This window comes from Streptomyces sp. NPDC020379, from assembly GCF_044387105.1.
In the GTDB taxonomy this organism is placed as follows: domain Bacteria; phylum Actinomycetota; class Actinomycetes; order Streptomycetales; family Streptomycetaceae; genus Streptomyces.
Genome location: NZ_JBIRVR010000017.1, coordinates 61,177 through 85,423, shown reverse-complemented (window position 1 = coordinate 85,423; position 24,247 = coordinate 61,177). Strand labels below are relative to the sequence as shown.

General features: G+C 64.7%; 12 protein-coding genes, 3 tRNA genes and 2 pseudogenes. 14 read left to right on the top strand and 3 right to left on the bottom strand.

Annotation, left to right across the window (positions count from 1 at the left end; all coding sequences use genetic code 11):
- Positions 1 to 97 precede the first annotated feature (97 nt).
- The 3 genes from ACH427_RS22145 to ACH427_RS22135 all read left to right on the top strand — a co-directional run bounded on the left by ACH427_RS22145 (position 98) and on the right by ACH427_RS22135 (position 4,858).
- Entirely contained in the window at positions 98 to 1,363 is a 1,266-nt protein-coding gene (locus tag ACH427_RS22145) for an NAD(P)/FAD-dependent oxidoreductase (protein WP_398871636.1), read from the top strand.
- Between the two features lie 51 nt (positions 1,364 to 1,414).
- The gene (gene dnaG, locus ACH427_RS22140) at positions 1,415 to 3,313 is read left to right on the top strand and encodes a DNA primase (RefSeq protein ID WP_398871634.1); all 1,899 of its coding nucleotides are present in this window, start codon (positions 1,415 to 1,417) and stop codon (positions 3,311 to 3,313) included.
- A 351-nt stretch (positions 3,314 to 3,664) separates the two neighbouring features.
- Positions 3,665 to 4,858, top strand: coding sequence for an RNA polymerase sigma factor (locus ACH427_RS22135; protein WP_398871632.1), 1,194 nt, complete (start codon positions 3,665 to 3,667; stop codon positions 4,856 to 4,858).
- Between the two features lie 32 nt (positions 4,859 to 4,890).
- On the opposite strand, the gene ACH427_RS22130 is transcribed toward ACH427_RS22135, so the two are convergent.
- Together ACH427_RS22130 and ACH427_RS22125 are read right to left on the bottom strand one after the other, a co-directional pair.
- Entirely contained in the window at positions 4,891 to 6,315 is a 1,425-nt protein-coding gene (locus ACH427_RS22130) for an FGGY family carbohydrate kinase (RefSeq protein ID WP_398871630.1), read from the bottom strand.
- 42 nt (positions 6,316 to 6,357) lie between these two features.
- Complete coding sequence (locus ACH427_RS22125; RefSeq protein ID WP_398871628.1) at positions 6,358 to 6,657, bottom strand: YtxH domain-containing protein; 300 nt, start codon at positions 6,655 to 6,657, stop codon at positions 6,358 to 6,360.
- Between the two features lie 209 nt (positions 6,658 to 6,866).
- On the opposite strand from ACH427_RS22125, the gene ACH427_RS22120 reads away from it, so the two are divergent.
- The 3 genes from ACH427_RS22120 to ACH427_RS22110 all read left to right on the top strand — a co-directional run bounded on the left by ACH427_RS22120 (position 6,867) and on the right by ACH427_RS22110 (position 7,270).
- Positions 6,867 to 6,939, top strand: a tRNA-Asn gene (locus tag ACH427_RS22120).
- A 5-nt stretch (positions 6,940 to 6,944) separates the two neighbouring features.
- Positions 6,945 to 7,020, top strand: a tRNA-Asn gene (locus tag ACH427_RS22115).
- Between the two features lie 176 nt (positions 7,021 to 7,196).
- A tRNA-Ile gene (locus ACH427_RS22110) sits at positions 7,197 to 7,270 on the top strand.
- A 119-nt stretch (positions 7,271 to 7,389) separates the two neighbouring features.
- Here ACH427_RS22110 and ACH427_RS22105 read toward each other — a convergent pair.
- A pseudogene (locus tag ACH427_RS22105) lies at positions 7,390 to 7,668 on the bottom strand (site-specific integrase); the annotation flags it as partial.
- A gap of 565 nt (positions 7,669 to 8,233) precedes the next feature.
- On the opposite strand from ACH427_RS22105, the gene ACH427_RS22100 reads away from it, so the two are divergent.
- The 8 genes and pseudogenes from ACH427_RS22100 (at position 8,234) to ltrA (ending at position 24,163) form a co-directional block, all read left to right on the top strand.
- Positions 8,234 to 8,713, top strand: a complete 480-nt coding sequence (locus ACH427_RS22100) for an NUDIX domain-containing protein (RefSeq protein ID WP_398871626.1) — start codon at positions 8,234 to 8,236, stop codon at positions 8,711 to 8,713.
- Between the two features lie 673 nt (positions 8,714 to 9,386).
- Positions 9,387 to 11,255, top strand: a complete 1,869-nt coding sequence (locus ACH427_RS22095; protein ID WP_398871624.1) for a Druantia anti-phage system protein DruA — start codon at positions 9,387 to 9,389, stop codon at positions 11,253 to 11,255.
- A gap of 722 nt (positions 11,256 to 11,977) precedes the next feature.
- On the top strand, positions 11,978 to 12,961 hold the full coding sequence (locus tag ACH427_RS22090) for a hypothetical protein (RefSeq protein ID WP_398871622.1): 984 nt from the start codon (positions 11,978 to 11,980) through the stop codon (positions 12,959 to 12,961).
- Positions 12,958 to 14,442: a hypothetical protein gene (locus tag ACH427_RS22085; protein ID WP_398871620.1), complete on the top strand. Its 1,485-nt coding sequence runs from the start codon at positions 12,958 to 12,960 to the stop codon at positions 14,440 to 14,442. The genes ACH427_RS22090 and ACH427_RS22085 overlap by 4 nt, the downstream gene beginning before the upstream one ends.
- Positions 14,443 to 14,467: 25 nt before the next feature.
- Complete coding sequence (locus tag ACH427_RS22080) at positions 14,468 to 18,979, top strand: DNA translocase FtsK (protein WP_398871618.1); 4,512 nt, start codon at positions 14,468 to 14,470, stop codon at positions 18,977 to 18,979.
- Positions 18,980 to 19,405: 426 nt separating this feature from the next.
- Positions 19,406 to 19,684: pseudogene (locus tag ACH427_RS22075) on the top strand (transposase); the annotation flags it as partial.
- Between the two features lie 1,091 nt (positions 19,685 to 20,775).
- Positions 20,776 to 22,602, top strand: coding sequence for a reverse transcriptase domain-containing protein (locus tag ACH427_RS22070; RefSeq protein ID WP_398871616.1), 1,827 nt, complete (start codon positions 20,776 to 20,778; stop codon positions 22,600 to 22,602).
- A gap of 130 nt (positions 22,603 to 22,732) precedes the next feature.
- Positions 22,733 to 24,163, top strand: a complete 1,431-nt coding sequence (gene ltrA / locus ACH427_RS22065) for a group II intron reverse transcriptase/maturase (RefSeq protein WP_398871767.1) — start codon at positions 22,733 to 22,735, stop codon at positions 24,161 to 24,163.
- Positions 24,164 to 24,247: the final 84 nt, after the last annotated feature.

Here is a 24,247-nt window from a genome sequence, read left to right as displayed (position 1 = left end):
CCTCTTCCGGCGGCACACTCCGTGCGGGACCCTCTGCACGGGCTTTCGACCGGGGGCGGTAGCGCAGACGCACTGCGTGGCAGCGAGGAGGCAGCAAGTGGTCGACGCACACCAGACGTTCGTCATCGTCGGAGGGGGCCTGGCCGGCGCGAAGGCCGCCGAGACCCTCCGCTCGGAGGGCTTCACCGGGCGTGTGATCCTCATCTGCGACGAACGTGACCACCCCTACGAGCGGCCGCCGCTCTCGAAGGGGTATCTCACGGGCCAGGACGACCGCGACAGCGTCTTCGTCCACGAGCCCGCCTGGTACGCCCAGGCCGACATCGAGCTGCACCTCGGCCAGCCGGCCGTCCACCTCGACCGCGAGGAGCGGTCCGTGCGCCTCGGCGACGGCACCCGCATCCACTACGACCGGCTGCTGCTGGCCACCGGTGCCGAGCCCCGCCGCCTGGAGATCCCCGGCACCGGCCTCGCCGGCGTCCACCACCTGCGCCGCCTCTCCCACGCCGAGCGGCTGCGCGGCGTCCTCGCCTCCCTCGGCCGCGACAACGGCCACCTCGTCATCGCCGGAGCGGGCTGGATCGGCCTGGAGGTCGCCGCCGCCGCCCGGGGCTACGGCGCCGAGGTGACCGTCGTCGAGCCCGAGCCCACGCCGCTGCACACCGTGCTCGGGCCCGAGCTCGGCCAGCTCTTCACCGACCTGCACAGCGAGCACGGCGTCCGCTTCCACTTCGGCGCCCGCCTCACCGAGATCGCCGGGCACGACGGCATGGTCCTCGCGGCCCGCACCGACGACGGCGAGGAGCACCCCGCCCACGACGTCCTCGCCGCCATCGGCGCCGCCCCGCGCACCGCGCTCGCCGAAGCCGCGGGGCTCGCCCTCGTCGACCGCGCCGACGGCGGCGGCATCGCCGTCGACGCCTCCCTGCGCACCTCCGACCCCGACATCTACGCCGCCGGTGACGTCGCCGCCGCCGAGCACCCCTGGCTGCGCACCCGGCTGCGCGTCGAGCACTGGGCCAACGCTCTCAACAGCGGGCCCGCCGCGGCCCGCGCCATGCTCGGGCAGGAGGTCGTCTACGACCGGGTGCCCTATTTCTTCTCCGACCAGTACGACGTGGGCCTCGAATACTCCGGCTACGCCCCGCCCGGCTCGTACGACCAGGTCGTCTGCCGGGGGGACGTCGGCAAGCGCGAGTTCATCGCCTTCTGGCTGTCCGAGGGGCGCCTCCTCGCGGGCATGAACGTCAATGTGTGGGATGTCACCGAGACGATCCAGGCCCTCATCCGTTCCGGCACCCGCCTGGACGCGGACGCCCTGGCCGACCCGTCCGTCCCGCTGGAGTCGCTGCTCGCCCCGTGAGCGCCGGAGGTCCGGGCCCGAGCGGCGGAGTCCCGGCCGTAGAATTCCCGTGTGGCAGGACGGATCAACGATGACGACGTGAAGGCGGTCCGGGACGCGGTCCCGATCGACTCCGTCGTGTCCGAATACCTCCAGCTCCGCAACGCCGGCGGCGGCAATCTCAAGGGCCTGTGCCCGTTCCACGACGAGAAGTCCCCGTCCTTCCAGGTCAGCCCCGCCAAGGGGCTCTTCTACTGCTTCGGCTGCCAGGAGGGCGGGGACACCGTCGACTTCGTCATGAAGATCGACCATCTCTCCTTCGCCGAGACCATCGAGCGGCTCGCCGGCCTGGCGGGCATCACCCTGCGCTACGAGGAGGGCGGCTACACCCCGGGCCGCCAGCAGGGCGAGCGCATCCGCCTGGTCGAGGCGCACAAGCACGCCGCGAAGTTCTACGCCGACCAGCTCGACGGCCCCGAGGCGGAGATCGGCCGGGCCTTCCTCGCCGGGCGCGGCTTCGACCAGGCCGCCGCCCAGCACTTCGGCGTCGGCTACAGCCCGGCCGGCTGGGACCACCTCACCCGCTTCCTGCGCGGCAAGGGCTTCAGCGACAAGGAGCTGATCCTCTCCGGCCTCGCCCAGGACAGCCGCAACGGCCGGCCCATCGACCGCTTCCGCGGCCGCCTGATGTGGCCCATCCGCGACATCACCGGCGAGGTCATCGGCTTCGGCGCCCGCAAGCTCCGCGACGACGACAACGGCCCGAAGTACCTCAACACCCCCGAGACCCCCCTCTACCGCAAGTCGCATGTCCTCTACGGCATCGACCTCGCCAAGAAGGACATCGCCAAGACCAGCCGCGCCGTCGTCGTCGAGGGCTACACCGACGTCATGGCCTGCCACCTCGCCGGGGTCACCACCGCCATCGCCACCTGCGGCACCGCCTTCGCGGCCGACCACGTCAAGATCCTCCGCAGGCTGCTGATGGACAACTCCCGCTCGAAGGTCATCTTCACCTTCGACGGCGACGCCGCCGGCCAGCGCGCCGCCCTGCGCGCCTTCGAGGACGACCAGAAGTTCGCCGCGGGCACCAATATCGCCGTCAGCCCCGGCGGCATGGACCCCTGCGAGCTCCGTCTCGACCAGGGCGACGAGGCCGTGCGCCGGCTCGTCGAGGACAGCACCCCCCTCTTCGAGTTCGCGATCCGCTCCGTGGTCAAGCGGCACGAGGTCGACACCCCCGAGGGGCAGGCCGCCGCCCTGGAGGAGGCCGCGCCGATCGTCGCGGGCATCAAGGACAGCTCGATCCGCCACCAGTACGCGGTGCGCCTCGCCGGGCTGCTCGGCATCCTCGACACACAGTTCGTCGTCATGCGCGTCGGCCAGCTCGCCCGCTGGGCCCGCGAGCGCGGCAACCGCCCCGACCAGGGCCGTACGCACCGCGCCGCCGCCGCGGCGCCCCAGCCGGCGGCCCCCCGCGGCCCGCGCGGCCCCGCCCTCAACCTCCGCAGCCCGGCCCAGCTCACCGAGCGTGAGCTGCTGAAGCTCGCCCTCCAGCGCCCCGATCTCGTCGCCCCCGCCTTCGACGCCTACGGCGAGGACGAGTTCACCGCCGAGCCGTATGTGGCGGTCCGCCGCGCCATCGAGCAGGCCGGCGGCGTCACCGACGCCCCCGCCGACTACCTCACGCGCGTGCGGGACGCGGCCCCCGACGACACCGTCCGCGCGCTGGTCACGGAGCTGGCCGTCGAGGCGATCCGGCACAAGAGCGTCGACGACATCTACGCCGGGATGCAGCTGGTCCAGGTCCGCCTGCGGGCCGTGGAGCGGCGCGTCAGGGAGGTCCAGGGCAGCCTGGTCCGGCTGGGCGCGGACGCCGCGCCGGAGCATCTGGCCGCCGTGCAGAACGAGTTGTGGGTGCTGGAGCAGTACGGTCGGGCGCTCAAGGACCGCGGCGCGGCCGCGCTGTAGCGCGGGCCCCTTCCGGGTGCCGGTTCGTCTTCGCCCGCGGGTTTGCCGTCCGCGGGTTCGTCGCGCCCGCGGCGGAGCGCCCTTCGGGCGCGTCCTCGGCTGCCGCACGGGCTTGATGTGGCGGATGTGGTTCCCCGGGCCGGCCCTCGGCCCGTAAGGCACCCTCCCCTCGTAACCCCAGGTCACGAAGCGGACTCAGAAAGTGCCCGCACGCCCCTCGTGGCGGACCTGTGTCGTACCCCACACTGGTGGGCGGTACCTGGTCCGGTCGCAGGGACCCGGAAACCTCCGCGAAGTCGCCCTTGAACCACGGGACGGACGGCGGCCCGGCCGCTGCCGCCCCTTCGTCGCATGCCACCCCCCGAACCGGCAGCGATCACCTTGGAGGTCGCCCCCGTGCAGACCCGGACCCCGACCCGGCCCCAGACGCCGACCCGCTCTCCGGCCGATACGGCCCCCGCCGTGCCGCAGCAGGCCGAGCCGCCCGGCTGTGAGAGCCTCTCCGGCGAGGCGTCACCGGCCCCCGGCCCCGAGCCGGGACCGCCACCGGCCGCCCGAGCCGCCACCGAGTCCGGCGGTGCGGAGGCCGCCGACGAAGCCTCCCACGCCGAGGCGGCCCGCGCCGACACCGGCGGCCCGTCCTCCGACCTCTTCCGCCAGTACCTCCGCGAGATCGGCCGGATCCCGCTGCTCTCCGCGGCCGAGGAGGTGGACCTGGCCCGCTGCGTCGAGGCCGGTCTCTTCGCCGAGGAGAAGCTGGGCAACACCCCCGACCTCGACACCCAACTCGCCCTGGATCTCGACCGCCTGGTGGTCCTCGGCCGGATGGCCAAGCGCCGGCTGATCGAGGCGAACCTGCGCCTGGTCGTCTCCGTCGCCAAGCGCTACATCGGTCGCGGCCTCACCATGCTCGACCTGGTGCAGGAGGGAAACCTCGGCCTGATCAGGGCAGTTGAGAAATTCGACTACGCCCGGGGCTACAAGTTCTCCACATACGCGACCTGGTGGATCCGCCAGGCCATGTCCCGCGCGCTCGCCGACCAGGCGCGGACGATCCGCGTCCCCGTCCATGTCGTCGAGCTGATCAACCGCGTCGTCCGCGTCCAGCGCCGCATGCTCCAGGAGCAGGGCTACGAGCCCACCGCCGAGGAGGTCGCCGCCCAGCTCGACCTCACCCAGGAGCGGGTCAGCGAGGTGCTGCGCCTCGCCCAGGAGCCGGTGTCCCTGCACGCGCCCGTCGGCGAGGAGGACGACGTCGCCCTCGGCGACCTCATAGAGGACGGCGACGCGACCTCACCCGTGGAGTCGGCCGCGTTCCTGCTGCTCCGCGAGCACCTGGAAGCCGTCCTCTCGACGCTCGGCGAGCGCGAGCGCAAGGTCGTGCAACTGCGGTACGGGCTGGCGGACGGCCGCCCCCGCACCCTGGAGGAGATCGGCCGGATCTTCGGCGTCACACGCGAACGCATCCGCCAGATCGAGTCCAAGACCCTCAACAAGCTCCGCGACCACGCCTTCGCGGACCAGCTCCGCGGCTATCTGGACTGAGCCGCGCGCCGTCCGCCGGCGTACGGGATCGCCTACTGGAACGCCCCGGGGTGGGTCTGCTCGCGCACGGTCACGTACTGCTGCCGCACCGCCTGCCCCACCGGCATCTCCTCGCCCGTGGCCTCGAAGACCTGGCCGGCCGCCGCGGGCCACAGCGGGGGCTGCCGCGGCGACAGCGTGCCGTGCTGGACGCCGAGCGCCCAGGCCGCCTGCCGCGCCGCGCCCAGCGCCGCGTAGTCCGCGGGCTGCGGGACGACGACCTGCGCGCCGAAGAGCGACGGCGCGATCGCCTGCACGGCGGGCAGCTCGGCCGCGGCGCCCAGCAGGAACACCCGCCGCACCCGCACCCCGCGTGTGCGCAGCACGTCGAGGGCGTCCGTGAGCCCGCAGAGCATCCCCTCGAACGCGGCCCGCGCCAGGTGCTCGGCCTTCATGCTCTCCCGGCGCAGCCCGGTCAGGGAGCCCGCGGTGTGCGGCAGGTGCGGGGTGCGCTCGCCCTCCAGATAGGGGAGCAGCACCATGCCGTACGACCCGGGCGAGGAGCGCAGCGCCAGCTCGGACAGGCCCGCGAGGTCCGTGCCCAGCAGCTCGGCGGTGCCGCGCAGCACCCGGACCGCGTTGAGGGTGTGCACCACGGGCAGGTGCATGCCGGTCGCGTCCGCGAAGGAGGTGATGATGCCGGTGGGGTCGACGAGCGCCTCGTGGTGCACGGCGAAGACCGAGCCGGAGGCGCCCAGGGAGATCACCGCGTCGCCGGCGCCGACGCCGAGCCCGAAGGCGGCGGCCATCGTCTCGCCCGTGCCCGCGGAGATCAGCAGTCCCTCGGGGGTGTGCCCGGCGGGCTCCGCGGGGGCGAGCACATCGGGCAGCGTCACCGGATGGCCCAGGGCCAGCTCCACGAGATCCGGCCGCCAGGAGCCGGTCGCCGCCGACCAGCAGCCGGTGCCGGAGGCGTCGCCGCGGTCCGTCGTGCGCCGCACCGGCCGGCCCAGCAGCTGCCAGACCAGCCAGTCGTGCGGCTGGAGCACCGCGGCCGTCCGCGTCGCCGACTCCGGCTCGTTGCGCGCCAGCCAGCGCAGCCTCGCCGGCACCTGACCGGGCTGGGGCACGGACCCGACGGCCTGCGCCCAGGCCGCGCGGCCGCCGAGCGTGTCCGTGAGATCGGCCGCCGCGGGCTGCATCCGCTTGTCGTTGCCGAGCATCGCGGGCCGTACGAGCACGCCGCCCGCGTCCAGCGCGATGAGTCCCTGCTGAGCGGAGACGCCGATGGCCTGCACGCCTTCCAGCAGCCCGCCCGCGGCGGCGTCGCCGAGCGACATCAGCCACGCCTGTGGATCACCTTCGGGGGTCGAGGGGTGCGGTGCGTACCCCTGACGGAGCACGGCCCCCGTGTCCGCGTCGCAGACGACGATCCGTGTGCTCTCGGTGGAACTGTCCAGCCCGGCGACTATGCCCATGCGGTGATGATGCCAAACGGATGTGCTCCGGCCCTCATCCGGTCAGGTGTTGCTGGTGCCCCAGTCGTCGTCGTTGCCCTGGCCGCGCTCGCGCAGGGAGCGGACCCGGTCGCCGATCGCGCCCGGCATCTTGTCGCCCATCTTGTCGCCGACCTTGTCGAAGGCCCGGGCGGCCATGGCCCGGCCGTTCTGCGCGGCGGACTCCGCCGTATTACGGACGGCGGGGTTCTGGGCGACCCGCTGCGCTCCCTTCCGAAGCTGTTCGTACCGCTCGCGGCCGGCCCGTGCGCCGAGCACGTACCCGACGGCTGCTCCGACGATGAACGTCAGCCGGTAGCGCATCCCGCTCCACCCTTCCCTCGGATCCCTCGCGCCCCACGCGTTTCACGGGGGCCGCCGGGCTGTGCTCCGCGCCTACCCCCCGGGTGCGAAGGTCACTCCCGAGGTACCGATTGGCGGAGCACCCCCCTGCTTGCGCTAATGTATGTGTCGCAGCGAGCGCACGCCGCCCGGAAGACCGGACGGCAGAGCATTCGAGGCACACGCAGCAATCCCCTGTAGCTCAATTGGCAGAGCAGCCGGCTGTTAACCGGCAGGTTACTGGTTCGAGTCCAGTCGGGGGAGCGCGATCCCCTGTAGCTCAATTGGCAGAGCAGCCGACTGTTAATCGGCAGGTTACTGGTTCGAGTCCAGTCGGGGGAGCCAGCGGATCAGGACCCCTCAGGGGTCCTTTTTTGCGTCCGGGCGGGAACCAACCCGGCGTGATCGAAGTCCTCATGGTCAGGTAGGTCACGCAAAAAGGCCCCACCAGGGCAGCAGATCGTATGAGCGGCTATGCTGCGGCAGACGGCGCGCACAGATGTGCGCGACGCGCCGTGAACGGGGCGGTAGCTCAGCCGGTTAGAGCAGCGGACTCATAATCCGTCGGCCGTGGGTTCGAGTCCCACCCGCCCCACCGCAGGGTTGGTCAGCAGAAACGTTCTGACCTGCCAGCTTGGTGCCCTGCCCGGTCTTGCCGGGTCGGGGCATCTTGTCGTTTACCCCCTCGTGCGTGAGCGATGCGTGAGCGGCGGTTTCTGAGCCCACTGCCTGCCGAGCCCGGGGTACGACCCGGGCAGCACCCTCGGCTGCAGCCCTGTCCACCTCGGGCAGCAGGCTCGTGTATGTGTCCGAAGTGAGCGTGATCGTGGAGTGCCGCAAGGTCTCCTTGATCGTGTGGAGGTCGCCGCCGCCGGCGTGCGTCAGGGTCGCTGCCACGTGCCGCAGGTCCCGGAGGCTGATCGGAGGGAGATCGGTCGTCGCCAGGATCCGCCGGAAGGCCTCGGATACCGTCTCCGGATGCAGCCAGGAGCCGCGGTCCAACTGGTGAACGACGCGGCAGCCGTCATGCAGCCCGAGCTCAGCAACGCCAACGACGATTACCTCTCGGTGTACGGCACGTTGTTCCTCGCAGGCGCGATGGCCGCCGCACGGGCAGAAGACCGGGCGACCACGCAGACCTTCCTCCGCGAGGCGAACGAGACCGCGCAACGGCTTGGCGCTGACGCCAATCACATGTGGACGGCCTTCGGCCCGACCAACGTGGCGATCCACTGTGTGGCCACCGCCGGCGAACTCGGCGACATCCAGATTGCCGCGGACCTGGGCTCACGAATCGATACGACCGGCCTGCCCGTGGAGCGGCGCGTACGGCACAGCCTCGAAGTCGCCAGGGCGCTGAGTTCCTGGAATCGCACTGACGAAGCCCTGGCCGTCTTGCTGGAAGCAGAACAGGCTGCCCCCGAGCAGGTGCGCCACCACTACCTGAGCCGGGAACTGGTGATCGGCTGGATACGCGGCACCAGGGGCCGGCCTGCCCATCCCGTCGCAGACCTGGCCCGCAGACTGGGCATCGTCGCGGGCAGCTAGAGTCCGATCCGTGAGCGAGAACGAGCACGAAGCGAAGATGGCCCGCCCCCGCATGGCAGCCGGCGCTCTCTTCTTCGACGAAGCCGACCGAGTCCTCCTCGTCGAGCCGTCCTACAAGGACTACCGCGACATCCCCGGGGGCTACGTCGAGGAGGGGGAGTCCCCCCGGCAAGCTTGCGTGCGTGAGGTCCAGGAGGAACTCGGCATCGCACCGCACATCGGTCGCCTCCTCGTCGTGGACTGGGCACCGCACCCGGGCGAGGGAGACAAGGTCCTTTACCTCTTCGACGGCGGTCGGCTGAGCGCAGATGACTGCCGCCAGATCGCACTGCAAGCCGACGAGCTCCGCGGCTACGACTTCCACAACGCTGATCAGGTAGCGGATCTCACTATCCCTCGCCTGGCGCGCCGAATCGTCGCCGCCATCCAGGCACGGGCGGCCGATCAGACAATCTATCTGGAGCACGGGGGATTGCCAGCGATGGGCTGACAAATCAGCAGCGGCTGAAACGTGATCGCCGATGGGAGATTCGCCTGAGCAAGCGTGTTGTTTTTGCTTAATATCACAAGGGCCATCACCGAAGAATGGTTGGACAAGGACGGATTGATTACCAAGTAACTGTCAGGCGACCATCCGCGCGGCAGGGTGGGCACACACAGCGGCGAGGTCGCGGACAGCGGATAGCTTGCCCTGCAGAGGTGGTGCCTGACTCAGTACGTTATCCACCCTGTCGTTCGAGCGGAGTCTTCGCGGGAAGCGACACGTTGACGCCTGCTCGCGGGCCGGCTCGCCCGCCTGGAAGTAGGATGCGGTCGCAGACTGTCCGGACAGCGACGCGGTCCACATGGCTAGCGGCCTCGACTCCCCGCCTAGTCGTCGAGACCTAGCCATCGAGCTTCCATGCCTGCTGGCAGGGGCAGCAGCGATTACTGCGGCCGAAGTTTTCGCAGGTAGGCAGCACTGTGGTCCACGATGTCCCGACCTCCCGGTACGCTTCACGCTGCGGCGGAGAGTCGCAGCGCATGATCGGAGGAGACCACTGAACGCCCAGGCTAAGGGGACGCGACTCGCGGCGGGCGCCGTGCGAGGTGAGGAAGCGAATGGCCACACGCCTCGCTCGATAACGCTCCCAAGCGAAGCTCTGAGCAGCTACCCTGGTTGCATGGGTGACAGCAAGGAACTGAAGATTCCAGTCAACAAGCTTGTTGAATTTGAACCCGAAGCCCTAGGGCTGCTTGAGCCTCACTTCCAAAAGGTCGCCAAATCACTCACGGGGCTTCCCCAGAGTCGGATCCGAGAGCGCCTGAACGAGGCCGTGAGTGAATTCAATGGCGATACGGTCACGGACAAGGCGTTTCGCGCTTCACTCCTGATCCTTCGCGACTACGTCGATTCTGGATATTTTCCTCTTAAGCAGGATGAGCGAGTTGTTTTGGCGCCCCTTCTCGAGGCTGGGAATCTCACAGAAGAGGGGCGCAGGCAATCTCTTCAGAAATTCTATCGACAGGCACGCACCAATGCACTTCGGGAGCCCGGGCAGCGAAAGGCGCTTACTCGGTCCCTGGCTGCTGTAGTCAAGTCTGATTACTATGCCGACGGCTGCCTTGCTGAACTCTCCCAGGGGCCACCGGAGTTGGAGTTGAACGTGGCGCAGCAAGGGGAGCGCCGCATGCTATGGAGAGCTGTCCGCTCGACGTGGTCCATGACACCGGACGCGAGTGCTCCTGGGCGGGAAGTATCAGTTCTCCTCACGGACCGACGGTTCCCGGATACTCCGCTTGGGGTCGCGCAGTTCCGGAACGTGGTGCCGGAGATCCGTTGCAGGGATTCGTGGCTTGGCCTCACTTCCAGGAGTGCGGATGGAGGGCCTGGCGGATTCGTCGACCGACTTGGTACCGGGCCCGACGCGCAAGAGCGTTTGCTTTCCACATCTAACACTCTCGTCAAGCTTCTCAGCGCCGTGAACCCGCTCGGATTGCCTGAAGATCTCGACCTCAAGGGCGGGAAAGCCCAAGCGGAGGCACTTCAGAAGGAAGCAGCTAAATCTCGGGCGGCATACAACGACGCGCGAAAGAACAAGCAAGGGGAAAACGCCAAGCTTCTCCTGGCTCAGACGAAGCGTGCAGAGACCGCAGCAGAGCTCAGTTTGGGCTTGGCTGGCATTGATGAATGCTTGAAGGCCGCCGATCCAGTTGCCTTGTTGCGAGCTAGCCTGCCCACTCGTCGACTTGTTGACGCTGGACTCCGGAAAATTTGGCATTACCACATGGGTTTCGTCGCCCTGGAAATGAGTGTTTGTGGTGCCGCGCCTCCATTTGGCCCTATCCGGGCTGGAAAATTGGCTGCTGCGGTCGCCGGTAGTGAAGTGGTGCTCTCCGCGTGGGGCAGAGACAGGCCGTTGGGTCAGATCGCCGCAACGGTCTACAAGCCAGAAGTGAGGGACCTGATTCCCAACCCTGGACCGCTTGTTGTCTTCACGAGCGGTCTCTACCCGGGACACAGTTCGCAATACAACAGGGCAAGCAGTGGCGATCGGCGCTGGGTTCGTATCGGTGAGACCCGAGGCTTTGGTTCATTCCATGTCGCCGCCGATACGATCGACGCCATCGATTCGTATAACACCGCGTCTGACGGCTATTCACACATCACTCGCACCTTTGGCGAGGGTGCGAGTGCCCGCTTCAGAGCGATCGGAAAGGCCTTGTCTGCATTGGGGCTACCAGACCTCAGGCGTCACGACACTAGGCGCCCCTTGTACGCCCTGCCTCTCGTAGCGGACCCAGGCGCCGTGCTGCTGGGCTGGGAGGCCGGCGGCAACGTGACCGGAGCCACCGAGTACGAGTTGGCCCACCAGTGGTGGGACCGATGGGTTCGCACTCGGAGTGGGGACCTGGCCGGGGTCGCTCGTCGCACGCCCGACCTCGTAGACGAACTCGCCGGTCTCCTGCGCGAACTGGGGCCTGACGACACCGTTCTGGAGGACGAGCCCACAGACGAGCCAACACATGAGCAACTGGCACTGGCTCTGTGACGGGCTTGACCAAACGAAGCACGACTGTCAGTGATCTTCTGTAGCGTGTCCGGGTAGAGATACCGCGTCTGACACCTATGGAGAGCGCCATTACCGGAACGACAGCGACGAGTACTCTCACCGCCCTGTTCAAGCGGGGGGAGGTCTACGCCGACTCATGGCCGAGAGAGGTCCGGCGGCTCCTCAACGTGGCCGATCCGCTCGTGGATGTCGTTGCCGCGGCACTTGACTCTGGTGATCACGTCGTGATCACTGGAAACGCTGGTGACGGCAAGAGCCACTTGCTCGCCACAGCTCTGGACCTGTGTAGGCCCCGCCGAGAGGCCGAAGCAGGCTCAACATCACCTGCGTTGTTGGCGCCTGACCATCGGGTGTTCGTTCGTGATGCGGCCTCTGTCGACGACGCTGACATCTTGCGATGGACTGATGCGGCGACGAAGCAGGGGGCCCAACTGGTCATCACTCTGAACGAGGGCCCCCTCACGTCGCTGGCAGAACGCCAGGGGCCAGGGTTGTTCGAGGATGTCCGACGAGTGGCCCACGCTCGAGCCAGAGGTGAGGAAGCGCAGGATCCTGAGGGCGTCTTGCTTCTCAATCTAGCCGGTCGGCAACTCGTCGATGCCGGCTTCGTAACGCAGGCCCTTGAACGGCTCCTGCCTGCCGTCACTGCGTGCTCGACATGTGCTTCGACGGCTACGTGCCCTCGTACTGTCGGTCGTGACTTGCTTGCAGCATCGCCACATGCGGCTGAAAGGATCACGACACTCCTGAGTCTGCTGGGCCACTCGGGGATGCGCCTAACTGCCCGTCAGCTCTGGGTATTTCTTGTTGACCTCTTCTTCGGCTGGGAATGCCCACCCCGAGCAAAAGCAGTTGATCAACTTTCCGGGTGGTGGTGGTCGCGAATTTTCGACGTGCGGACGCCCCTGGGGCGGGCCATGGCGCGCGAGTTCGATCCAGTTCATTGGGCACACGCCTCAGTGGATAACCATCTTTGGCTTGGTGACAATGAGGGGGCACGAGTACCAAGCGAAGCCCCACTACTCAACCCGAATGGTATTCATCGTCGCGAGCCCGGTAGCACCGCTTCACTCCGAGCTTTCGAGTCCGCTAAGAGGGCTTGGTTCTTCCTCGCGCCTGACCTCGACGTTAAATCCATGGTTGACCGACAGTCGAGGATTCCCGACTATGTAGAACTGCTCACTCAGGCGAGGTCGGAGCCTCAGCGTGTTGTGCAGAAAATCGTTACTGAGATAAATCGCTATCGCCTGCGGGTAACTGAAGGAAAGCGCCTTTACTTGAGTCGCCACCATCGTCTCACGGCTGTTAAGCGGGCGGCGCTCCTAGCTGCGAGCGAGTCGATTAGCACAACGTCGCTAGACGTGCACCTTCCCTATCGGCACGAAGGCCGCGACTTGGAAGGATCAGGGTTTTCTCCCACGAAGCTTGAACTGTCCTGGAGTAAGGGGAAGGGGGCAGTGTTTGGAATCGACTACCAAACTTGGATCCAATTGCGCCAACCCCGAACCGTCCATTCAGATCGGACGCAGGAAGCTTTGGATCTAGCTCTAGATCTGTTTCTCGGGCAGGCTCCTGTTAAGCCAGAAACCGATCCTGAGATCGTGGCCGTCGATCATGACTCAGGGGCCATGGTGAAGATTATCGTTCGTGGTGGTATTCGTCCAACATTCGAGGTGGCCGAGTGACGTTCGTAGGCGGGCTGGACCTCACAAAGTGGTTCGAGGAGAACGTCACTTCGACACTTATGTTCAGTACTGCTACCACGAGTGCTGACCCGGTGCACGTGCTGAACGGCTTTCTAGCGCAGTGCCTGACGGGGCCGAGGGCTCCCAAGATCGCGAACGAATTGGTTGCGAAACGCTCTGGAACCTGGGCCGTTGGCTCCGAGAAACTCAAGGCTTCTGTAAAAAGAGCCGCGATTCCACTGCAACTACCTGCTGACGCGGAGCGGTTGGAAACGGTAAGAAACGTCCTCCGAGAACTGCTGGCGACCGACGGTGCTGTTTTCCCGTCTCAGCAGTCGTATCAAGTGGCGCACCCGGGATTCATTACGAATGACCCAACCGGAGCCGGCATGGGGAGACTGTGTGCATCCTTGCTGCTTGAACATGCAGATGGACAGGAAGATGTCCTTGGGCTCGCGAGGCGCCTCTGTGAGCCGCAGCCCAATCCGTATTGGGCTGTCCAATCTGCCCTCCTTGGGGAGGTGGACGGTGAGAGCTTTTCAGTAGCTGAACGGTCTCCGGTCCCGTGGGTGTCCGATTCACAGACCGAGAACCTGGCCAGAGATCTAGGTCTATTGCTCAAACGCGCCGTGCGCCTTGGGTCAGTCGCGGCAGACAGCCTTGATGCCCTCAAGGTGCTTGCAAATGCGGCGGAGTTTGCGTGCATATTGACGTATGCGCAGGTACCCAGTCTCCAGTTTTCTGGAGAGCTGACTCCTATGCTCGCGTCAGTCTCGTCAGATGCTGATACGGTGCGTGACGCTTCTGCACGTGGTTCAGTGCCCGTTCTTCATTCGGTTATGGACCGCTGGATTGCCTCCAAACTACAGGTCACCGTATCCGACGTTCTTGGCCCGGCGGTAACGGATAGAAAAGTCGTAGAGGACTTCCTCACATCGACAATCCCTTATACCCGCGGGGCGAAGGAGAAGCGTCAGGAGCGGAGCAGGAAACTCGTAGCCAAGACACCGGACGTGCTGGGTAGGTTCGTAGCCGAGGAATCTCGGGTTGGTGAGGACCTGAGCGGGCCGGCGGCCCTAGTACTTTTGGACCTGTTGCGGGCCACCATGGCCCAGAGCTACTCCCAATGGTTTGAGCACAATGCCCGGCGCTGCGGGTTCCTGGCTCCACGAGCAGGAACCACTGTAAAACGGTTCTGTATCGAAGCTCCTCTGGTTACGACTCTCGTATTGGCTGCAACTGAAGAAGACGAGACCCATGTGTCATACGATGTGTGGCTCGATCGTCTCCACAGGAAATTTGGGATTCTGGTGGGACCTGGTCCGCAGACGCGTTCCATGGTTCCCCGGGCGACCGAGGCAGACCTTGAAGAAAACCGAGAAGCCTTGGCTGCGCTCCTGAACAGAGTCGGCCTAGCTCGCGCATACAGTGACAATACAGTTGAGGTCCTCAATCCTCTCCGGATTTGGAAAACTCGGTGACAGCGTGATGGCGAAAGGTGCGGCTGTGAATTCAGAAGAACTTCTCACCCAGGCAATGTGTGAGGTTGTGGGGAAGAAGTTCCGCTCTGAGGTCGGCTATCTAAGACTTCCGCAACTTGTTGCCGCGATGCCGCTGCGCAGTGTCGTCGATACTCTCATCCAGGAATTCCCTCAACTTCGAGTGGCAGACCTGACCAGCACTCTTGACGAGAGTGAAGGTGTGACGTGCCGCGTGACGCAAGCTATTCAGTGGAGGAACGACGGTAAGACACCGATTCTGATCGTCGGCGATCTCCATCGAAACAGGGCCCACGGGCTTGCGAACATTTCTATCGTGTCGGCAGACGACGTCAGAAATTCTCTGTTCGACTCTCTGGCGGCTACCGAGGCACGGGACGTTAGTGATCACGTAGTGGATCTCCTGAACGCTCTCCGCGGACGCAACATCCCATTGGAGTTCGTTGCTGACTATTGCCTTGCGCTCACTCCGCTTCAGCCAGGTAGCGGGGACTATTCGAGGGCCCAGCTTTGGAAGCTCGGCCTTCTCCCCGACCAACGAACGGCGCAGAAGATCACCGCTGCGCGCCTGCAGCTCAATGAACAGACTGTGGATGAAATTCGCGCGGCAGATCCGGTGACGCTGCAGCGGTTCATCGCTAATTCCACCCCGGAATACGTCAAGCTACGCGAGTTTGGTCGCTCCGGTAGGCGTGAACTGTTGCAGGGTCTGATTCTGGACGACGTCATTGCCGCTATGCGGGCAGCTCAGGTACGGCCGGCTGCACAGGGCGATGATGGCGAACCTATCGAAGAGCAGCAACCGGACATCCTCGATCTTATTGCGGATCAACAAGTCGCAGAGGAGGATCTGCTTGAAGCGTTGCGTGATCATAGTGGCAACGGGCCGCTAGAGGTAAATGGCGAGGCGATCGAGTGGGATGTTCCCAGCACTGAGCAGATCCTGAACGACCCCACCCTCGGCGGTGCCGAGCCCTCGAATGATACCGGCCTTGAAGGCACACTTTTCGAGCCTCATGGCTATACGGATCCGGACACCGACTGGCACACGGATTTCTACCGCTCTAAGGCTGGCGGCAGTACAGCCAGTTTTGGAACGGCCACGGAGTGGCGCTCCCTCGCTGACATTCGCCAACAACTGGCGGATCTTGCCGATGATGCGCCGGCTGCCGGGCGGCGTGCACTCGACGCATTCGACCGCCTCGTGGATGGGCGTGGCGAACTTGCGCCTTACGCCAAGGGCTTTACAGCTCAGGGTGTTCGTCTATTCCTCGCCTCGGACACACTCCGCTCGCAGGCAGATGAACTGATCCGAGCTTGGGAACACCTGTGGGATGCGCTCAAGGATATGCGCTCCGAGTTGCCGAGGGAACTTACCACTTACGTAAAGCGCATGGCCGATAGTCTTACCCTTGTCGACGTAGTTGTGGAGAAGGACTCGGCAGGGATTCGGGCGCGGCTTCTGCCGACGCATCCAGTTGTCCTCGAGCCACGAGTCAGGGCAGCAAAGATGTTCCGGGAAATGCAGTCGGATGAGCAACTCGATCGAGAGTTCATTGACACAGTTTCTGCGAACCTGGACCCTGCAGCTCCTTCACTGGGCATCGTAGTCGGCAAGAACCCCGAGGCTTTGGCCTTCTCGGGCGTTTCGACCTCTGGGGAGCCGGTTTATGGTGAGCGCCGGTTGGCTTCTGGCACGCCCGAGACAACGCAGATTCTGCGGCAGGTGATCGATCGTTTTCTCGTGGCGCATCCCTATGCTCAGTTGAGCTTGAGTGTCATTTTGGTGGAACCAACACCAGCCGTCGCTCGTCGCCTACTTGATCAGCTCCAAGACCCGCGGTCTTGTTCAGCAGAGCGAATTGTGCTGCGTGTGTTCAGTGCGCGTGGAGTGAGTGAAATGCGCACACAACTTGCCTCTGTCGCCGGCTCTCATGACGAGCGCAGCCGGGTCGTGGTGGAAGTACACGATGGAAGCCCAGACGAAGAGGCCCTTCGAGTCGGCGGCGCTCCTCATCTAGCCTTTCTATTTGATGTTTCTGATGGCGGAACTCCAGGATTTGGCAGCTTGCTCGAGTCTGAGCAACAGGGAAGCGTGGTCACAGAGTGGCTGTTTGTTTCCTATAACCGAACGACAGTTATTAAGCCCTCTGCCTCGGGCCGCCTGGCCGCTCTGCTGAACCGGCAGGGGGAACTGGCTAGCGCGGAGCCAGCCGAACTGGACCGGAGTCCCCTTCTTTCCGGTGACGAGAGTGCGCGGCTCTGGGCGCTCGGGCAAACGGCTAGTTGGTTGGTTCTAGTGGAATCCACCAGTGCGCTGGCAGCCCCCGAGTACATCGATGCCCCAAACATGGAACCTAATGGCCAAGTGGATGGTGAACCGGAAGATACTGCTCGCCTCCATTTGGTGGGGCGTATCGGCTCTGGGGCGCACACGGCTTACGTGTATTGTCGAGAACTGCAATTGCTCGTCGAGCCTCCGCTTAGGACGATGCAGGGCAACAGTTGGCTGGATCCAGAGCCAGAGAGCCTCCTAACGTTCTTGGCCAATACTGTCCGGCGCGCTCTTCCAGAGGGTCTTCTGAGCTTCTTTGGTGCAAAGAAGCCCCTAGGTGACGACGCGATCCTCGGGAAGATCGGAGTAGCTGCAGTCCTGGCAGAGCTGCAGAAGGATGAAGACAGTCTGGTTATGAGTCTTGACACCGATGCTGCGAGGAAATGGCTTCAGCGCCGGAAGAGCAATAGGCGTGCCGACCTGCTGCAACTGCGGTGGACCGATGAAGGTCCGTGCGTCAAGGTGATTGAGGTCAAATCGACGCGTGATCCCCTGGAGGATGGCAACATCCCGTCGCACGTGTACGAGGCATCTGAGCAGGTGCTTGACATGATGGAAGTGCTGTCGAGCGTATTCCAAGGGGAAGGCAAGGATCGATTCGCTGCGAGTCGCAGGGAGATCCTTAAGCGGCAAGTGTTCCTGGAAGCCTTGCAGCAGTGGGAGGAAACGCGGGTTACGAACTGGGCGGAGTACAAGAAACGTCTGGATCGCCTCAACAGGCTCTTCCGGCTCGACGGTGATTCGCCATCAGTCATCGTTGAGGGTGAGGTGGTACTCGTCGGGATCGATGCCCCACAGACTGATTACCCGGAGCAGATCGGTCCCGCTGGGCTGCCGCTCAAGGTCCTCGGGGGTGATTGGTTGCGCAGTGCTCTACGCCACGGCCGTGATCACGCAATCGTTCCGGCTAGTCTCGGGGATCTGCTGCCGGCGCTAGCGGAGGAATTCTCGTCCAAGCGCCAATCTGCTGAGCAGGATGTGCCTTCTCCGATGGCAGACGGCTGCGACGAATCTGTCAGTGCTGCTGACGATGGCCTCCAAACTGCTGATGAGAGTCCTCAGCGCGCTGATCGAGACTTCGTTGGGGGCCAGGCGCAGATTGAACTGGCTAGGCAAGTAGTTGGTGCGCTCCGTGCCAGAAGCGTCCCACTTCGCCGGCTGGAGGAATCTGACATCACTGCGGGGCCGTCGGTCCTTCGTGTTCCGTTTGAGTTGGAGCCGGGGGCTCGCCTCTCGGTTCTCGCAAATCAGGAGATGGACCTGGCCCGCGACTTGGGGGTACCCAGTATTCGGGTGGATAACCTCCCCGGCCGTGCTCGATATGCGGTTCTGGAGATTCCGCGGAGCCAGCGCGTGATTGCAGACGTTTCCGAGCTCGAGTTGCCGCAGGGGTTTTCTGTATCAATCGCTTTGGGGACAGACTATGAATTCCAACCATTTTGGGTGCCGCTCCAAGAGCTGCCTCACCTGCTAATCGGTGGGACGACGGGCAGTGGTAAGAGCACTATGCTGCGGTCGGTGCTGTGGCAGGTGACGCGACTGTATCCTGCAGATGCATTGGACCTTATCCTGATTGACGCGAAGGGGATGGGTGATTTTCGGGACCTTGCTCGAGCCCCTCAAATCAGGGAGAGTTCCGATTACCATCTCGGCGCTGATGGCGCGCTGGACCTACTGGGGGATGTGGTCGAGCGGCGTCTTCCGGAGCGGGTCGAGACGTTCAATCTCTACGCCGATGCTGCTCTGTCCCGAACTGAGCCCAAGAACATCACGGACGTTGTGGCCCTTGCCGAGGACGCGGCGCAACGTGGGGAGCCGTCACCTCTCAGGCCGCTGATCATCGTCATTGACGAATTTTCAGAGATCGCGCTCTCGACCTCTGATCGCCGCCGGTTCGAGACGCTTGTCACGCGGTTTGTGCAGCGTGCGCGCGCCGTGGGTGGTCACTTGATCGCGGCAACTCAGCGCCCAAGCGTCGATGTTGTACCAGGCGTCATGAAGGCAAACTTTGCTCGGTTGTCGCTCATGGTCCGAAGTGCGATGGACAGTCGTGTGGTCCTGGACGCCGCCGGCGCTGAGCGGCTCTTGCCCAAGGGAGACATGCTCTACGCGTCCTCGGACCAGGGGCTGGTGAGGCTGCAAGGCTTTGCGGCCCAGGGACCGTATCCCCCTGTGAATCTATAGAGAGCCATGTTCCTGCTGGCGTGTGGTCAGGTACATAGCTGTGAACGCCATATTGAGATGACCCTCTGCTGCCCCGTCGATGCGTGAGCAATGCGTGAGCGGATGGGCTCGGACGAACGCTATCCGAGCCCATCGAGGCTCACTCAGTTGGACTGCGGGAAGTCGCTGACCAGGCGCTTAAGGACAGGCGGGGGCAGAGTTGATCGTCCTGGACGATCTCTTCGGGACTCATAATCCGTCGGCCGTGGGTTCGAGTCCCACCCGCCCCACTTTGCGGCTCAGGTGCAGAAACGTTGAGACCTGGTCTTACGAGGCCCCGCCCGGTTTTCCCGACGCTGTTGGGGAACTCGGGGGTGCGCGTGACGTCGGCCTTCAAGACCCGGTTGTGGTCTTGAAGGCCGACGTTGTCGTTTGGGGTGGGTGCGGGTGTCGATGCAGCCGAACGGGCCGGGCGAGATCCCGACGGAGACAGTGCGGGTGGCGCGGGCCGCGTTCCCGAAAGGGAGCCTGGCGATCCGGGTCCGGGACGAGTTGGGGGTGCTGTTCACCGACGCGCAGTTCGCGGATCTGTTCCCGACGCGGGGAAAACCTGCCTGGTCGCCGGGCCGGCTGGCACTCGTGCTGGTATTGCAGTTCGTGGAGGGGCTGACCGACCGGCAGGCTGCGGAGGCGGTGCGGGCGAGGATCGACTTCAAGTACGCGCTCGTGCGCCACGAGGCGCCGCTATTTCCGGGTGGGGGTGAAAGACCCCTGCCGCTGGTCTGTCGCAGCAGGCTGGCGAAGCTGAGGGCAGCCTGACCGCGGAGACGCGCGGGAGGGCGGTAAGCAGCCCTGACAACGACGGGACGTACTGGTACTGCCAGACAGTACGGGCCCGGCAAGCGAGACGAGAAGCCGTACGAGAGGAACCAGTGCCCGAAGCCTCGTAACACTTGAACCGGCTCGAATCTGGTGGATCTGGGCCGGGTGCAGTGTGCGCGACTGCCTAATGGCGGTGGTCGCGACTCCGTCACTGGTGAAGTGCGCTGGTGCGGAGACCATGTTGAAGGTCTGCGGCGTAGGCATGGCGATGCTGCCGGGGTACAACTGGGCGGCTCACTCGACAACCGGATAGCGGTGAACGTGGGAGGCGGTCCGATGCCGCCCAAGTCCCGGCATCCAACTGGGTGGAGGGCAGGCCCGTCGTCGGCTGACGGCAGCGGATCGTGGCGGAGTCCTCGTAGTAGTCCGAGCGCGCGAGAGGCGCGTACATGGCGAAGTTGCGCCGTCTAACTCGGCGTTGGATCACTCTCTCAGAGAGTAGAGGTTCGGAAGGAGAAGCCTCTGGACTACCCGCCTTACCTGGACGCGAAAGCGCGAGGGGACAACAGCATGGCGGGAAAGCGTGGAGCGTTGTGAAGGCGTTTATAGCGCTGCCGCGCAAAGTCCGTGTGATATGGCGAAGACCAGACTGTTTGAAGCCAAGTTCCCAGGGATGGAAATGTGCATCCTCCGACATACAACGCCCGGAGCGGAGCCATCAGCATCAGGCGAATCCCCTTTGCTTCGCCCCAACCCTTCCGGCTGGTGGACGGTGGGCAACGAGCTCACTTAAGGGAACGGACAGGCCGCCTACGTCACGCTCGATACGTCCAATGCAAGAGGAATTCGGGATCACCTAAGGGGCGCGAGCCCTACGGTGACGGAGTGCCAGTAGTAGTCGTGGGAGTTACGCCCCACCAGGGAGAGCGGGAGAGCCGCTTACAGGGCCAAGTGGCACAGGTGTCCACGATATCCGGAGAGGCAAGGTACGCGTAATGCAGAGAGCCGAAGCCCTGATGGAGATCATCCATGAACGCAGCAAGAGAGGATTGCCACTGGAGAGGCTGTATCGGCATTTGTTCAACCCGGAGCTGTACTTGCGGGCCTACGGGGAGATCTACCGCAATGACGGCTCTATGACACCCGGCTCCACCCAGGAGACCGTGGATGGCATGAGTCTGAAGAAGATTCAGGCGATCATCGATGCGCTGCGGTATGAGCGATACCGATGGACCCCGGTGCGACGCGTATACATCGACAAGAAGGGATCTCCCACGAAGCGTCGGCCTCTAGGTCTGCCTTCGTGGTCGGACAAGCTGCTGCAAGAAGTGATTCGCTCCCTGCTGGAAGCGTATTACGAGCCGCAGTTCTCCGACCGCTCTCACGGCTTCAGGCCAGGAAAGGGGTGCCACACTGCGCTCACGGAAGTATCTGAGACGTGGCGTAGTGTCACCTGGTTCGTCGAGGGAGACATCTCCCAGTGTTTCGACCGGCTGGATCACGGAGTCTTGCACTCCATCCTGGCCGAGGGCATTCATGACAGTCGCTTCCTGCGGCTGATCGACGGACTTCTCCAGGCCGGATATCTGGAGGAATGGCATTACCACGAAACACTGAGTGGTGCGCCGCAAGGGGGTGTTCTGAGCCCCTTGCTCTCCAATATCTACCTGGATCGGTTGGACAAGTACGTCGAGACAACACTCTTACCCGTCTTCAACCAGGGGGCCCGCCGCAAGCCGTATCTGCCGTATATGCGGATACACAAGGCCGCCTGGAAACTGGAGAAGCGCGGACAGCGGGAGGAAGCACGGCAGTTGCGCCGTCAACTGCAACGGCTCCCCTCCCACGACCCCAATGATCCGGGCTTCCGGCGGCTGCACTACGTCCGTTACGCGGACGATTGGCTGCTGGGGTTCTCCGGGACGCGACGGGAAGCCGAGTACATCAAGGAGAAGATCGGAAAGTTCCTGCGGAACCGGTTGAAGCTGGAACTCTCCGAGCCGAAGACCTTGATTACCCACGGGCGGACACAGGCCGCTCGCTTCCTCGGCTACGAAATCGTGGTCCTGCACGACGGTGCCAAGCGCGATCGGAACGGTCATCGCTCTATCAACGGGCAGATCGGCCTGAAAGTGCCAATGGACGTCGTGCGCGGAAAATGCAGACCTTACATGCGCCGCGGTAAACCGGCCGCCCTGCTGGAGCGCGTGCACGACTCGGACTTCCGGATCGTCACGCGGTTCCAGTCAGAGTTCCGGGGCCTCGCGGAGTATTACCAACTGGCCTACAACCGGCACCGCCTCGGCCTGCTGAGGTGGATCACGGAACGCTCCCTGACCAAGACGCTGGGACATAAGAACAAGATCAGCGTCAACAAGGTCTGGAATCGCTACCGCGCCACCTGGCAGACACCTGCTGGCCCCCGAAAGGGCCTCCAGGTCAAAGTCGAACGCGGTAAAGGAAAGAAGCCGCTGGTCGCCCGTTGGGGCGGAGTCTCGCTGGCACGAAGGACCACGAGGGTAACTCTCAAAGACGAGCTTCCGGTGGTATGGAGGAAGCGTCCCGCAGAACTCATCGACCGGCTCATGTCCGGCCGTTGTGAACTCTGCAAGGCGCAAACAGAAGTCGAAGTGCACCACATTCGGCGTCTGAGTGACCTCCGCCCCGGGAGCCAGGCTCAACAGCCTGACTGGGCAAAGCAGATGGCATCACGCCGCCGCAAGACCCTGATCGTCTGCCGTGACTGTCACAGCGGAATCCATAGCGGACTTTCCGTTCGGCAGGACTCGATGGGATCGACGCTGGAGAGCCGGGTGCGGTGATAAGTCGCATGCCCGGTTCGGTGGGGGGCCGTCGGAAAAGGGTCCGCATCAGCGGACACCTCGCCGGCGGCCTACCCTGCGGGGACAGCAAGTCAGCAGCCGAAGGACCGGAAGACCAGGAGGGTCGTTGGTGAATACCGACGAGTTGGAGTACGCCCTGACCAGGGCGGAACGCCGGGTACTGGAGATCCAGACGAAGCTGCACCGATGGGCCCGCGAGGACCCTCATCGCAGATTCAGTGATCTGTTCAACCTCGTTGCCGACCCCGCGTTCCTGTTGGTCGCGTGGGCTCGGGTGCGGGGCAACAAGGGAGCCCGCACGGCCGGAGTGGACGGCGAGACCGCCTACTACGTGGAGACCGTGCGGGGCGTCGAGAACTTCCTCGGCGGACTGCGGAGCTCGATCAAGGACCGCAGTTTCTGCCCACTCCCGGTCCGGGAACGGCTGATCCCCAAACCAGGCGGCAAGAAGCGCCGTCTGGGGATCGCGACCGTGACCGACCGGGTGGTGCAGGCGTCCCTGAAGCTGGTGCTGGAGCCGGTGTTCGAAGCGGACTTTTTCCCGTGTTCCTACGGGTTCCGCCCGAACCACCGGGCCCATGACGCGGTGGCCGAGGTCCGCCACTTCACCTCCCACTCCTACGAGTGGATCGTGGAGGGCGACATCAAAGCCTGCTTCGACGAGATCTCGCACGCCGCCCTGATGGACCGGGTGCGCGCTCGCGTCGGGGACAAACGCGTCCTGGCCCTGGTGAAGGCATTCTTGAAGTCCGGAATCCTCGGCGAGGACCGGGCCTTCAGGGAGACCAGCGCCGGAACCCCGCAAGGGTCAATCCTCTCCCCGTTGCTCAGCAACGTGGCCCTCTCCGTCCTGGACGAGCACATCGCCCGGGGCCCGGGAGGTCCGGCGAGCACCTTCAACGACCGCCAGAAACGCCGCCGTCGCGGACTGCCGAACTACCGGCTGATCCGTTACGCCGACGACTGGTGTCTGGTCGTGTCGGGCACCAAGGCCGACGCAGAGGCGCTCAAGGAAGAGGCTGCCCACGTCCTCTTCACGATGGGTTTGCGCCTGTCGCCGGAGAAGACGCTGGTCACCCACATCGACGAGGGCCTTGATTTCCTCGGCTGGCGCATCCAGCGCCACCGAAAGCGAGGCGCCAACAAGCACTACGTCTATACCTACCCGGCCCGCAAGGCCCTTGCGGCCGTGATGGCCAAGGTCAAGACGCAGTGCCGCAGAACAGGCACGGACGTGCCCTTCGACACCCTGCTCATCTGTCTCAATCGGATGCTGCGGGGCTGGTGCGCCTACTTCCGGCCGGGAGTGTCCAGCGCCGTCTTCCAATACCTGAGCTCGTATGTCTGGGGCCGGGTCATCTGGTGGCTGCGACGCAAACACCCTCGGATGAACTGGAGGCAGTTGCGCCGCCGGTACTGCGGCGGAGGCTGGTGGCCGGCCAGCGAGGAACGGGAACTGTTCAGCCCGGCGAGAGTGCACACCACGCGCTATCGCTATCGCGGATCAGTCATCCCCTCCCCATGGCCGATCACCGGATGAGGGCAGCACTCAACAGTCTCACGGGACTTGTGGAGCGCCCGTTGCGTTGGAGAGGCGCACGGCGGGTGCGGGAAGCGGCCCGGA

Coding starts and splice junctions, on each gene's coding strand:
- ACH427_RS22135 (WP_398871632.1), top strand. CDS start 3,665: ATGCCACCCCCCGAACCGGCAGCGATCACCTTGGAGGTCGCCCCCGTG.
- ACH427_RS22095 (WP_398871624.1), top strand. CDS start 9,387: ATGGGTGACAGCAAGGAACTGAAGATTCCAGTCAACAAGCTTGTTGAA.
- ACH427_RS22125 (WP_398871628.1), bottom strand. CDS start 6,657: ATGCGCTACCGGCTGACGTTCATCGTCGGAGCAGCCGTCGGGTACGTG.
- ACH427_RS22070 (WP_398871616.1), top strand. CDS start 20,776: ATGCAGAGAGCCGAAGCCCTGATGGAGATCATCCATGAACGCAGCAAG.
- ACH427_RS22130 (WP_398871630.1), bottom strand. CDS start 6,315: ATGGGCATAGTCGCCGGGCTGGACAGTTCCACCGAGAGCACACGGATC.